The organism is Photobacterium sagamiensis, from assembly GCF_050337085.1.
Classification (GTDB): domain Bacteria; phylum Pseudomonadota; class Gammaproteobacteria; order Enterobacterales; family Vibrionaceae; genus Photobacterium; species Photobacterium sagamiensis.
This window is the reverse complement of sequence record NZ_JAKJSP010000021.1, coordinates 1-13,366: the sequence shown is the minus strand read 5'-3', so window position 1 is coordinate 13,366 and position 13,366 is coordinate 1. Positions and strand designations below refer to the sequence as shown.

General features: G+C 46.2%; 13 protein-coding genes. 7 read left to right on the top strand and 6 right to left on the bottom strand.

Going from position 1 to position 13,366, the window contains the following annotated elements:
* From L4D76_RS10110 to L4D76_RS10085, 6 genes are all read left to right on the top strand, one after another.
* Complete coding sequence (locus tag L4D76_RS10110) at positions 1-291, top strand: type II toxin-antitoxin system TacA family antitoxin (protein ID WP_428440783.1); 291 nt, start codon at positions 1-3, stop codon at positions 289-291.
* The gene (locus L4D76_RS10105; protein WP_428440782.1) at positions 267-815 is read left to right on the top strand and encodes a GNAT family N-acetyltransferase; all 549 of its coding nucleotides are present in this window, start codon (positions 267-269) and stop codon (positions 813-815) included. The genes L4D76_RS10110 and L4D76_RS10105 overlap by 25 nt, the downstream gene beginning before the upstream one ends.
* A gap of 594 nt (positions 816-1,409) precedes the next feature.
* Positions 1,410-1,775, top strand: a complete 366-nt coding sequence (locus tag L4D76_RS10100; RefSeq protein ID WP_428440781.1) for an ArsC family reductase — start codon at positions 1,410-1,412, stop codon at positions 1,773-1,775.
* Positions 1,776-1,789: 14 nt separating this feature from the next.
* The gene (dapE, locus tag L4D76_RS10095) at positions 1,790-2,923 is read left to right on the top strand and encodes a succinyl-diaminopimelate desuccinylase (protein WP_428440780.1); all 1,134 of its coding nucleotides are present in this window, start codon (positions 1,790-1,792) and stop codon (positions 2,921-2,923) included.
* Entirely contained in the window at positions 2,920-3,615 is a 696-nt protein-coding gene (locus L4D76_RS10090; protein ID WP_428440779.1) for a M15 family metallopeptidase, read from the top strand. Before dapE ends, L4D76_RS10090 begins: the two co-directional genes overlap by 4 nt.
* On the top strand, positions 3,616-3,798 hold the full coding sequence (locus L4D76_RS10085) for a DUF2897 family protein (protein ID WP_107281811.1): 183 nt from the start codon (positions 3,616-3,618) through the stop codon (positions 3,796-3,798). It begins immediately after the preceding gene.
* 31 nt (positions 3,799-3,829) lie between these two features.
* On the opposite strand, the gene L4D76_RS10080 is transcribed toward L4D76_RS10085, so the two are convergent.
* The 6 genes from L4D76_RS10080 to L4D76_RS10055 all read right to left on the bottom strand — a co-directional run bounded on the left by L4D76_RS10080 (position 3,830) and on the right by L4D76_RS10055 (position 10,506).
* Positions 3,830-5,086, bottom strand: a complete 1,257-nt coding sequence (locus tag L4D76_RS10080) for a glutamate-5-semialdehyde dehydrogenase (protein ID WP_428440778.1) — start codon at positions 5,084-5,086, stop codon at positions 3,830-3,832.
* A 41-nt stretch (positions 5,087-5,127) separates the two neighbouring features.
* A complete protein-coding gene (proB, locus tag L4D76_RS10075) occupies positions 5,128-6,327 on the bottom strand; it encodes a glutamate 5-kinase (RefSeq protein ID WP_428440777.1) in 1,200 nt (399 codons plus the stop codon).
* Between the two features lie 143 nt (positions 6,328-6,470).
* On the bottom strand, positions 6,471-6,875 hold the full coding sequence (crl, locus tag L4D76_RS10070) for a sigma factor-binding protein Crl (protein ID WP_428440776.1): 405 nt from the start codon (positions 6,873-6,875) through the stop codon (positions 6,471-6,473).
* A 234-nt stretch (positions 6,876-7,109) separates the two neighbouring features.
* Positions 7,110-8,369, bottom strand: coding sequence for an esterase FrsA (gene frsA / locus L4D76_RS10065; RefSeq protein ID WP_428440775.1), 1,260 nt, complete (start codon positions 8,367-8,369; stop codon positions 7,110-7,112).
* A gap of 334 nt (positions 8,370-8,703) precedes the next feature.
* Complete coding sequence (gene gpt, locus L4D76_RS10060; RefSeq protein ID WP_107281815.1) at positions 8,704-9,162, bottom strand: xanthine phosphoribosyltransferase; 459 nt, start codon at positions 9,160-9,162, stop codon at positions 8,704-8,706.
* A gap of 54 nt (positions 9,163-9,216) precedes the next feature.
* Complete coding sequence (locus tag L4D76_RS10055) at positions 9,217-10,506, bottom strand: NCS2 family permease (RefSeq protein ID WP_428440774.1); 1,290 nt, start codon at positions 10,504-10,506, stop codon at positions 9,217-9,219.
* A gap of 1,275 nt (positions 10,507-11,781) precedes the next feature.
* On the opposite strand from L4D76_RS10055, the gene L4D76_RS10050 reads away from it, so the two are divergent.
* The gene (locus tag L4D76_RS10050; protein WP_428440773.1) at positions 11,782-13,242 is read left to right on the top strand and encodes an aminoacyl-histidine dipeptidase; all 1,461 of its coding nucleotides are present in this window, start codon (positions 11,782-11,784) and stop codon (positions 13,240-13,242) included.
* The last annotated feature ends 124 nt before the right edge of the window (positions 13,243-13,366 follow it).

Here is a 13,366-nt window from a genome sequence, read left to right as displayed (position 1 = left end):
ATGAGTGCATTAAAAAAAGAGCGTGTTGAGTTTAGAGCGAGCGAGGTTGCAAAAAATAAAATAGAAGAAGCTGCATTAATTTCAGGTACCACTGTATCGAAATTTGTACATGAGGCGGTATTATCTAAAGCGGAATCTGTTATTAGTGAGCATAAGCGATTAAGTGTTCATGCTGAACAGTGGGACTCTGTTATGAACGCCTTGGAAAATCCACCAGAAGCAACTCCGCTAATGCGTGAAATCATTGGTATGTCAATGGAGGAAACTTGGACGATAAACCTGAAAAAGTAAGGGTTGAACGTTTCAATCCAGAAAGTAATTATTGCTGGGACAATTTTGATTGCGGGGTCGAGGAGCTGAACTCCTTCCTTCACGAAAGAATGGAGAAGGAACTGAAGCGCAGAATTTCGATTCCGCATTTATGCGTTATAGATAAAGGCGCTGATGAACCGCTCAAGGTTATTGGCTATTTCACGTTATCGAGCAATAGCTTTGTAAAAAGTCATCTGTCTAACCGTGAGCGCAGGAAGTGCCACTACAGTTCAGTCCCTTGTATCCTATTAAGCAAGATAGCTGTGGATAAATCCGCCCAAGGTCAAGGGCTGGGTAAGTTCCTGTTAGGTAAGGCGATTCAAGCTGCTTATATATCCTCCCGTGACGTTGCTGTGTACGCGTTATTTTTGCAAGCAAGAGAAGGAAGAAAGCAGTTTTACCGTGACTGTGGAATGATTCAATCAGTATGTGATGAACAGTACTTCATATACCCATTGGATCAGTATGAGGCCGAAATTAAGGCCATGATGACCAAGCGGTAACAGATTAGACAACCACTATCCAAATAGGGAGAGTCATTCACTTTCTCTTTTTATTTCCTCTTGCATGCAAAACCTCTTCAGGCTCAGTCCTGCTTAATCTGTCATGGTTCTCTACAAGAAAATAAGCACCTTTGTGTATCTGGCCGTCCTGTAAAGACAATCCGTATTCCTCTGCGTACTTGCTTGCAGCTTCCATCTGGCGTCTACACCTATCACCTATCATAGGGTAGAGAATCGCAAGTAAGAATAAGCTAGTTTTTTCATGTGGTGTCTGTTCCATAAGTAAGGCCGTGGATATTACTCACGAGCCAATCCATGTCGAGCTTTTGACAACAAATCGAACTACTCAAGCCCTACTATTTGTGTAGTTAATCCATACCTCGTCGCCGTATACAGCATCGGTATAAAAAGCTCAGTAACCGCCTCATTAAATGCTTCCACGTTACCTAGATCACACTCTTGCGTCTGACCTTGGGATAAGTCAGTATTAGGAGAATAACTAGAAAGAGAAAGAAAGAGACAGCGTTTCAGCAGCCCGCTCATCGGAATTTTGCTCATAACCGACTGTCTTATCATTAGATTCAGAGGAATTACATGACAACGATTGTTTACGGCATTAAAAACTGCGACACCATCAAGAAAATGAAAAAGTGGCTGGATGCAGAAAATCAGGAATACACCTTTCACGACTACCGCGTTGATGGTTTAGATCTGGCCATGCTGGAGAAGTTTGAGTCTGAATTAGGCTGGGAAGCGATGGTCAACAAGCGCGGTACCACTTACCGCCAGCTGACTGACGAACAAAAAGCGAACCTCGATAAAGAAACGGCTATTACGCTAATGCTGGAATACCCGGCAATGATCAAGCGTCCACTGCTTGTTCACAACGATAGCTACTATTTAGGCTTTAAGCCTGCCCAGTACCAAGAAATTTTTCAGAAGTCACTTTCTACTCAGTAATAAAGGATACAAGGATGTCAGACAGCCCGGTAATCGCACTGGCGAAAGATCTTATCAGCCGCAAATCCGTTACACCGGAAGATGCAGGCTGTCAGGACGTGATGATTGCACGTCTTGAAAAACTCGGCTTCACGATTGAAACCATGGTATTTGAAGATACCACTAACTTGTGGGCTCGCCGTGGTACGAAAGCGCCACTGTTTGTTTTTGCCGGCCATACCGATGTGGTTCCAGCCGGATCATTAGAACAATGGCATACCCCACCGTTCGAACCGACGATCATCGATGGTTATCTGCACGGCCGGGGGGCCGCCGATATGAAAGGCTCATTAGCCTGCATAATCGTCGCTATTGAACGTTTTCTGGCAGAAAATCCCGATCATCCAGGCTCCGTTGCACTCCTGATCACCTCTGATGAAGAAGGGCCATTTATCAACGGTACGACCCGTGTCATTGATACCCTGGAAGCACGTAATGAAAAAATCGATATGTGTATTGTCGGTGAGCCTTCCAGTACTCATACGGTCGGCGATGTCGTCAAGAATGGCCGCCGGGGTTCACTCACCGGTGATTTGACTATAAAAGGCATTCAAGGTCATGTCGCCTACCCGCATTTAGCTGAAAATCCAGTTCATGAGGCACTTGCGGCATTGGCTGAGCTGGCGGGAACGACCTGGGATAATGGTAATGCTTACTTTCCCCCCACCAGCTTCCAAATCGCCAACCTTACCGCAGGAACAGGTGCATCGAACGTCATTCCGGGAGAGTTTCATGTTCAGTTTAATTTCCGCTTCAGTACCGAACTGACTGATATCGACATTCAGCGCCGTGTCCATTCGATGCTCGATGCCCACGGTTTAAACTATGAACTAAAATGGACACTGAACGGTTACCCGTTCTTAACCGATGAAGGTACATTGGTCGAAGCCGTCGTCGCCGCCGTTGAAGAAGTGAATCATACCAAGCCAGAACTGTTAACCACAGGTGGTACCTCTGATGGTCGCTTTATTGCCCGAACTGGCGCGCAGGTTGTCGAGCTTGGCCCGGTAAACGCCACCATCCATAAAGTCAATGAGTGTGTCAAAATCGCGGATCTTGAGAAGCTGACTGATATGTATCAGAAGGTATTGGAAAAAGCACTGAGATGATCACCTCTCGTTCTGCTCGGCAGCTTACTGCCGGGCAACTCACCGGCAGAGAGACCAGCCACTTGGTGAGTCATCAAAATTTCCAGTTGCATCATCAGATGCAACCGGCTTTCGCAGCTCTACAACAAGCCGCGCAACAGGCTGGATTTGATTTGCAGCTGGCCAGTGCGTTCCGCCCTTTTGAACGTCAGTTATTAATCTGGAACAACAAGTTCAACGGCATCAGGCCATTGCTTGATAGCCAGTGCCAGCCATTAGATACCAGCCAGCTTAGTGAACTGGATAAAATTGTTGCCATCTTGCGTTGGTCAGCATTGCCTGGTGCCAGCCGTCATCACTGGGGCACGGATGTTGATGTCTATGCAAGGAACTGTTTACCCGCCGATACCCAATTGCAATTAGAGCCATGGGAATACAAAACGGGGGGCCATCAGGCAGATTTTTATCAATGGCTTAAAGACAATATGGCGGACTATGGCTTTTATCTGCCCTATGCAGAAGATCGCGGCGGGGTTGCCATCGAGCCTTGGCATATCAGCTACCATCCCGTGAGCCGGGAGTTGTTGGCACAACTGACACCTGAGTTGCTTTACCGCACACTTAATTGCAGCCAAATAGCAGGAAAGTCGCAGATACTGGCAAACCTTGATAACCTCTATACTAGGTTCATTAAGAATATCTGTGAGGTCTAAATGGAATGGTTACTAAACCCTTGGGTGATCTCAGCCATCGTTCTCAGCGTCGTGGTCAGTAACATTATGGCCTTAAAATATACCGCCAACATGAAGTTTGGCTACCGCGACAAGGCCAAATACCTCAAAGAGAAACACGACCGTGAAAAGGCTGAGAAGGAAGAACAAGATCCGAGTGATTAAATGCGAGTACCTAGATACTCGCACCTTCAAACTACGGGCGAACTAAATAATCCGCTTGGCCTACCCACTTGTAGCTGGTCAACTCTTCCAACCCCATAGGGCCACGAGCGTGCAGCTTCTGGGTTGATACTGCAACCTCAGCACCTAAACCAAACTGCGCACCGTCAGTGAAACGCGTAGACGCATTCACGTAGACCGCGGCAGAGCCGGCAGCGTTAACAAATTGTTCTGCTGACTGAATATTATTCGTCAGAATCGCATCAGAATGGCTGGCATTGTGCTTGCGCATATGAGCAATGGCTTCTTGCACATCGTGAACCACTTTCACGCCAAGGGTGTAACTTAACCATTCAGTGTCGAAATCCCCGTCCGCAACACGGCGCAGTTCTGCCGCCTTACCTTCAAGTAACTCATAGGCGGCTTCATCGGCGACTAAAGCAACGTTACTGCTATTTAAACGCTCAGCCAAACGAGGCAAGAACGCTTCGGCTACTTGTTCACTCACCAGCAGCGTATCTAATGCGTTACAAGCCGATGGGCGTTGTACTTTGGCATTTTCGACAACGTCCAGTGAACGGGTGAGATCAGCCGAATGATCGACATAAACATGACTAATGCCAAAGCCACCAATAATGACAGGAATGGTACTGTTTTCCTTACACATCTTGTGCAAACCAGCCCCGCCCCGTGGGATGATCATATCGACGTACTGATCCAGTTTGAGCAACTGGGACACGAGTTCACGATCCGGTTTTTCAATATATTGTACCGATGCCGCCGGTAAGCCCGCCTTCTCCAGCGCCAGCTGGATCACTTTGACCAATTCCATATTCGAATGGAAGGTTTCGCGGCCACCACGCAAAATGCTGGCATTACCGGTTTTCAGGCACAGTGCTGCAATATCGATAGTTACATTCGGACGTGCTTCATAGATAACACCCACCACACCCAATGGCACACGACGGCGACTCAGACGCATCCCGTTTTCCAGTACACGGCTATCGAGTTCAGCGCCAACCGGATCACTTAGGTCGATCACATTGCGTACATCGCTTGCAATCCCGCTCAGTCTTGTTTCATTTAATAACAGGCGATCAATGAGTGCATCAGTCATTCCGGCCTCGCGCGCCGCTTCAATGTCTTTTGCATTGGCTGCCAGAATCACATCTTTATTCGCTTCCAGCTCATCAGCAATAATCGCTAACGCCTGATTCTTTTGTGCTGTGGCTGCAGTAGCCAATTCGAAAGCCGCTTGCTGCGCAGCTTTACCCATATGTTCAAGATTCACAATACTTCCTCTATTAACCAGAATGGAGCAACGGCTTAGGTTTAGATCACAACAAGATCATCACGATGAATGGCAACTGGGCCATACTCATAGCCTAAAACCGAGTGGATCTCCTGGCTGTGTTTTCCGGCAATCTTAGCCATATCCTGACTTGAATAGCGACAGATACCTCGAGCGAGCAAAACGCCGCGGGTATCAAAAATACGGGCGACTTCACCACGTTCAAAAAGCCCTTTCACTTGGGTGATACCTTTAGACAGTAAGCTACTACCACGCTGTTGCACAGCGATTGCAGCACCAGGATCAATAACAATATCCCCCGATGGTGGAGGACCCGCTAAAATCCAGCGTTTACGACTTTCCAATGGAGATTCAAGAGGCAGGAAACGTGTTCCCACAGAATGGCCATTAGCGATATCTGAAATAACATCGGGACGACTGCCAGCGGCGATAATCACTTCAATACCGGCACGACGTGCCACATCAGCAGCCTGCAGTTTCGTTGCCATACCGCCAGTACCTAAACCACCAACACTACCACCGGCTAATTTACGTAACGTTTCGTCAATCGTATGTACTTCACGAATTAATTCTGCCTCTGGATTATGCCGGGGATCCGCGGTAAACAAACCAGGTTGATCGGTCAACAACAGCAATTTATCTGCGCCGCCCAAAATACCGACCAAGGCCGATAAATTATCGTTATCACCGACTTTAATTTCGGTTGTGGCAACCGCATCATTTTCATTGACGACCGGGATGATCCCGTTGTCTAACAGGGCATTGATCATATCGCGGGCGTTAAGGTAACGCTCACGATCATCTAAATCTGCACGGGTTAGCAGCATTTGGCCAACATGCAGGTTATAGATACCAAACAAGCTCTCCCATTCCTGGATTAAGCGGCTCTGACCAACCGCAGCAAGCAACTGCTTACTGGCCATCGTTTTGGGCAATTCGGGGTAAGCCAAATGTTCTCGGCCTGCAGCAATCGCACCAGAGGTCACAATAATGATTTTATGCCCCTGACGGCGCAAATAGGCACATTGACGAACTAACTCAACCATGTGGGCGCGATCAAGTTTCAGCGTCCCGCCCGTTAGCACACTGGTGCCGAGTTTAACGACAATCGTCTGCTTTACTGCATGGCTTTGCTTTACGGATTGGGCCTGTTTCTCAACTTGAGAGTGTTCGCCCGCGAGGTTCTGCTCTGTAGCATTCAAGTGATTAGTATCTACCATTGGAATTAAACAAATAGAGTGGATAAATTTTTGTCTAATTGTTGTATCAATCCCATAGGCAGATCACAAGAAAAATGCTGCATTAGAAGGAAGAATTCATAAAAATAGGCCTGGCAGAGAAAAGACAGACCCCAATCTTGCAATTATGCCATTGAACCTAACGTAGCTTCTTTCAGATCCACCGCTGCGGTGACTTCCAGACCACACTCTTCCTGTAAAAAATTTGTCAGCTTAGTGTAGAAATCATCAATAGTCTTGGCGACCGCTTCGGCATGTTTGGCTGGCACCTTATCCTGATTCCAGTTACCTTCACTGTCATAGCGACCAAAGTAATAGCGATATTCAAATCCGGAGTCGGTCGTCGTCAGCACCAGCCACCACCCCCAGAATTCACGCTCTTCCGGTGATTTTTTCGCGCTGATACAACTGGCCAGACAATCGAAGAAAAACTCTCCTTCTTTTGAATGCTGTTGGCGTAGATAAGGCCCCAAGGCGGTTAATTTAGTCATTAAACGGCCATGAGGCGGAAAAACAGTGTTAGTAGTCATAGCGTATCCCCATCCATAGTTATACCGAACAACAGTCATTAGAGAAAAAACAGCCATCAGGCAAAAAAGCTGTTATCACACATATAACTGCTCAGTCGCAGACTAAAAGGCATATTCACAACTCGGCAATAATACTATTTAAGCCACAAAGCCCTTTGTATAGCAACATTTTATTTACATCATCAGACCACACAAGTATACCCAAGCTACCTCAAGATGCAGAGTTCGCCCACCTCAAGCGAGCTTCTCCTTCAGCCAGTCAACAACCGTTGTCATAGCGCGGTGATAACCATCGTGTAACGGTGTGTCCGGTAAGATTATCGCTTTTCCGCCCCGGCTCGACATCGCAATCAGTTGATTATCCATTTCAGCGCAAACCGGATCGTTATTGAGGCTGATCCCCAGCATCGGAATATCCACTTTTCGCCGACCAAGCAACCCTTGTTGTTTCAGTGACCAGGCTGGTAAGTGTGAGGTCAGGCTAGCTTTTGACACACCGTTTTTCCCCATTCTCGATGCAATCACATCCAAGGTCATCCGTGGCATCGCATCCAGCATTTTCGGCTGTGATAAGATCCCATGAATCGCTCCGCCTAAACTGATACAGGTTTTCAGCCTTTTAGGCTCCATAAAGCCCAGACGAATTGCGGCATTGCCACCAAAACGTAAGCCCAGCATTGCCACTTTATGGTGATCAACCCAAGGCACATCGCGGATCTGCTGAAGTAAAGCCTGATGCAACCGACTGGTATCTTCGGTTAATGCCCAATGGGAACTGTGACCGACCGAGGGCATATCCAGGGTGACCATAGCAAAACCAGCCGGACCTAAATAATCCCGGTATAATCGCCACAGATCCGATTGCAAAGAATCTAAACCACCACTGACAATCACGGTTGGCAACAACTTGTCGGTGCGAGGCAAGTGAATATACGCCTGGAATATTTTACCTTCATATTTAACATCAATGGTTTTCATTTGATGTGGCATTAATGCCATCGCTTCCCGGTAAGTTTGACTGGCCTGCACTTCCGCCTGTGCTGCCAACCCATCCCCTTTTAGGTGCGGATAAGCGGCAATACTGTAGTACATGCTGGCACTCAATAAAGTATGGGCCGCTTGATCTGTTTTACCGGCATTGGCTAATGCGCGCGCTTCTTTGAGGTAACTCGCTCCCGATTGCGCCCACTCATAAATCCAGTTACCCGGTTTATAACCAATCACGGTATCAAGTAACTCATCATTGGTTCTGGCAGCATCAGAGTTGGCCATTCTGGCAAAAATAGCTTCCATCTCAATGGGATCGATACCTTGCCATGCCCACTGAGGACGACGCAAAACTCGGTACCAGCCATTTTCACTATCGCCATCAATATCGTTATGAACAGCAGCAGAACTAATATGGGCTAACTTTACCAGGCTCGACGTTTCTTTTGAGGTTTGGCGAGGAGCAAAAAGCTTTTCAGATAAATTCGTTTTTGAAGGGTCAGACACAGTTGGCTCCAGTGATCAAAATCTTATTTCCTGCACGATTAACCGAACCAATGGGTGATTAATACCAATCGGGGCAATGATCCCGATTGGTATAAGGCCAATGATAATCAGATCGGCAATAACTGGCTCTATACAAAACAGATCGACAAAACATTGGTCTAGAAAAGCCAAGCCACTGCCTAAGAAGAATACTGGCGGCTAACGTCAGGAATACCATACTGCCTATAGTATACCCAAGGTATTAACTAATCAGTGCTTTCTTTATACAAAAAAAAGAGGCGTCATCTCAGACGCCTCTTTTTAAAATAACTTATCGACAAGGTCGAACGTGATATTACTGCTTTGAAACTGGATCGACGTAAGTCACGGCCATGTCCCATGGCTGCTCAATCCAAGTATCCTGGGCAATATCCACAACGTAATCATCAACCAGATGTTTACCTTCCGGTTTCGCACAGACCGTGACAAATTTCGCTTTAGGGTACATAGCACGGATCATTTCAGCTGTACCGCCAGTATCGACAAGATCGTCAACCACTAAGAAACCTTCACCATCTCCCTCGGCTTTCTTCACCACTTTCATTTCACGTTGGTGATCGTGGTCATAGCTTGAAATACACACTGTATCAACGTGACGAATGTTAAGCTCACGGGCAAGGATCGCTGAAGGAACCAAACCACCACGGCTAACTGCAATAATACCTTTCCACTGATCAGCCGGTAGCAATTTTTCTGCTAACTGACGCGTGTACATTTGCATGTTATCCCATGTGATAACGAACTTATTACTCATATCCGATGAACCTCTGTATTAGCGAAATCGATCGCCGATAGTATTTATAAACTGTTATAAGAAAATAATTTTAGCAAGAAACAGGGCTGAAATAACCCATACGCTGATATTAACATCTCTTCCCTTGCCACTCATTACCTTAACGGCAGCATAAGTGATAAAGCCAAGGCCGATACCCTCAGCAATAGAGTATGTTAATGGCATTAGCAGACAAACAACAACAACTGGAGCAGCTTCCGTTAAATCACGCCAATCTATGCTCACCAGACCTGACATCATCAGAATGGCAACGTAGAACAATGCACCGGCTGTGGCATAGGCTGGAACCATACCTGCCAGCGGAGCAAAGAACAATGCCAAAAAGAACAGTACGCCTACAGTGACAGCCGTCAAGCCAGTACGACCACCGACGGCAACACCGGCTACACTTTCAACAAATGATGTCGTGTTTGAGGTACCTAGTATCGCACCCACTGACGTCGCCGTACTATCTGCAAGCAGCGCACGGTTCAAGCGCGGTAGCTTACCATCTTTATCCATCAGATCTGCTTTTGTTGCAACACCCACCAGTGTCCCGGCGGTATCAAACAGGTCAACAAATAAGAAAGCAAACACCACTGAAATCAGGCCAACTTCAAGTGCACCGCTGAAATCCATCTGCATAAATGTTGGTGCCAGGCTTGGTGGCATCGACATAACACCACCGTAAGTGATATCCCCAAACAGGATACCAAGTACCGTCACTGCAAGTATCGCAATCAGTACCGCTGCTTTATAGCCGCGATGAACTAATCCAATCGTCAGGAAAAAGCCCAATGCAGCCATCATAGCAGGGAAGCTTGTCAGATCTCCAACATGTACCAGAGTTGCAGGGTGACCAACGACAATGCCTGAGCTTTGCAGCGCAATGAAAGCTAAGAACAAACCAATACCTGCCGAGATACCCGTACGTAAGGCCATTGGAATCGCATTGATGATCCACTCCCGTACTTTCAGAACGCTTAAAAGAATGAAACAAAGACCAGATAAGAACACCGCGGCCAAAGCAACTTGCCATGTATGCCCCATCCCGAACACTACACCATAAGTAAAGAACGCATTCAGCCCCATACCCGGAGCTTGGGCGACTGGGTAATTTGCGACAAAGCCCATAATGAAACAGCCGACCATCGCAGCCAGACAGGTTGCAACAAACACAGCCCCCTGATCCATACCCGTGCTTGCCAGCATTGTCGGGTTAACAAAAATGATATAAGCCATCGTCAGGAAAGTCGTCGTACCGGCTAATATTTCAGTACGAACATCCGTTTCGTGCTCTTTCAGTTTGAATAGTTTCTCAAGCATTGCTCTCAATTCCTTGGAGATAATACGCGCAGTTCAAAAATAAGGATTTAAAATAGAAAACGTTTGCGTCGCTCTATTTTTGGGGTGGGATTATATGCTGCTCAGCAAGCAATTTCCAGCAAATAACTCAATCATCAATAAAACAACGGGCCAAACGAACAAAAACCCAACCACAAACTTACACCCTATAAATATACTCATTTTAAATCAGATGTTTACCAGATATTTATTGTGTGTGTTTTTTCATCATTAAGAAATTTTCCCCTTGCCGCAAACGTTAATATGAGTGACATAATTGTTAAATTTAGTCATCACAGGCATATGTAATCGAATACATAGCAAATCGAATATACTTCTCTAAATGTGCTTGAAAGGGATCGTCATTCCTACACACATTTCGTTCGAATTGAATCCCTGAGGAAGTTCTGAATCTTGCATCTTGAGGTGGTTTGGGTATACGAAGTACAGATAAAAAAAACGCCACCTCAAGTAGAGGTGGCGGCAGAATGTGGCAAATAACCAGATCCGGTTATTTAAATATTCTTAAATATGGGGGTGAACAATACTGTTCGGCAAAGCAGTGTCAGCAAGCACTACTTCACAAAAATTAATAGCCGAAATAGCTCGGGTAAGTGAAGTTACCAGTGTAAACAGAGCTGTTATTCCAATAGCATGCAATAGAATCAAATACTTTCATTTTTATCACCTTAATCATAAGTCATTATTAAGACCATCTTTGGTCTCACTTAATCTCGGTTCCGTGGAGGCGATATATCGGGCTCATCCTGAGCAGTTCAGTGTGTTTTCTCTTCCTCACCTGAGGAGTGAGTAAACTATACCCAACACGTAATTAAATTACAATCTTTTTTTTAACTACGTCACACTTTTAAAGTAAAGGTGATGGTGGTCACTCTTTTAGTGTAATTTAATTACATAAATCGCAGTGAATTCTTGTTTGTCACGACTAAAATTTAACGTCCCGCCCCTTATTTATTTACACCTCACAAACATAACCTGACTCAACTGACGGCACTTAGCACTCTCATATGTGTACAACAAAGCTAAGCACGTTAAAGCTGCCTGTAAGTTATTGTTTGAGAGTGGTCACAGCCTTAATACTCATATTTCACATTTTAAGATTTAACTGTCGCCACCCTTTTCACAATGATATGCTGAGCCAATTCCGATAGATAATTATGCTATCATTTTGGCAAATCAGGCATTGATAATCCTGATTAATAGCCCTAGCCCAAGATTGTATAAAGGGAGACTGCTGTGTCTGAAATCAGTCAACTGTCACCACAACCCGTGTGGCAATTCTTCGATCAAATCTGTTCCATTCCTCACCCGTCAAAGCATGAAGAACAACTTGCTCAGCACATCATCAAATTTGCTGAAAGTGAAGGTTTAGCTTTGCGACGCGATGATGTTGGCAACGTATTTATTAAAAAGCCAGCAACACCGGGGATGGAAGACCGCAAAGGCGTTGTTCTGCAAGCACATATCGATATGGTGCCACAGAAAAACGAAGATACCGCCCACGACTTCGAAATTGATCCAATTCAACCGTTCATCGACGGCGAATGGGTAACCGCCAAAGGCACCACTCTTGGTGCCGACAACGGTATGGGCATGGCAGCTTGTCTTGCAGTACTGGCGGCAAAAGACATTGAACACGGCCCGCTGGAAGTCTTGCTAACGATTGATGAAGAAGCTGGCATGACGGGCGCATTCGGCCTGAAAGAAGGCTGGTTAGACGGCGACATCCTATTAAACACTGATTCTGAGCAAGAAGGTGAAGTGTATATGGGCTGTGCCGGCGGTGTTGATGGCGCTATCACGCTTGATACCCGACGTGAAGCGATCCCTGCGGGCTACCAAGCGGTGAAGCTGGTTGTTAAAGGCCTTAAAGGTGGTCACTCTGGTTGTGACATCCACACTGGTCGTGCTAACGCTAACAAACTGCTTGGCCGTTTCCTTTTCTCACACGCTGAAGAATTAGGTCTGCGTATTGCAGCACTAAGCGGTGGTAGCCTACGTAACGCGATTCCTCGTGAAGCAAATACTATCGTTGCCCTGCCCGCTGAAAATGTTGATAAGCTGAACGCACTGTTTGCTCACTACCAGGAGATCCTTGTTGCTGAGCTGAGCCGTATCGAAACAGACATTACTCTGTTTACAGAAACAGCTGAACAACCTGAAAACATTATCACGACGGCCGATCAGAAACGCCTGCTTGCTGTTCTGAATGCTTGCCCTAACGGTGTTATCCGTATGAGTGATGATATTGAAGGCGTCGTTGAAACATCTCTGAACGTGGGTGTGATCACCACCGAAGCTGATAAGATCACGATTCTGTGTCTGATCCGCTCACTAATGGACTCAGGTCGCAGTAATGTTGAAGGTATGCTAAAAGCTGTCACTGAACTTGCCGGTGCACAGTGTGAGTTCTCTGGTACATATCCAGGCTGGAAACCCGACGCTGACTCAGAAGTGATGCAGCTGTTCCGCGAAACCTATAATGATATTTACGGTAGAACACCGAGTATCATGGTTATTCACGCGGGGCTGGAATGTGGCCTGTTCAAAGAACCTTATCCGGAAATGGATATGATTTCTTTTGGCCCGACCATCAAGTTCCCTCACTCTCCTGATGAGAAGGTAAACATCGAAACTGTTGGCCTGTTCTGGGAACAAATGGTTGCGATCCTGAAGAATATTCCAGTTAAGAAATAACTAGAATATAAGTATCGAGGGGCGAGTTTCTAGATGCTAGAAGCTCGCCTTTTTTGATCCTGTGGTCCTGTGGTCCTGTGGTCCTGTGGTCCTGTGGTCCTGTGGTCCTGTGGTCCTGTGGTCC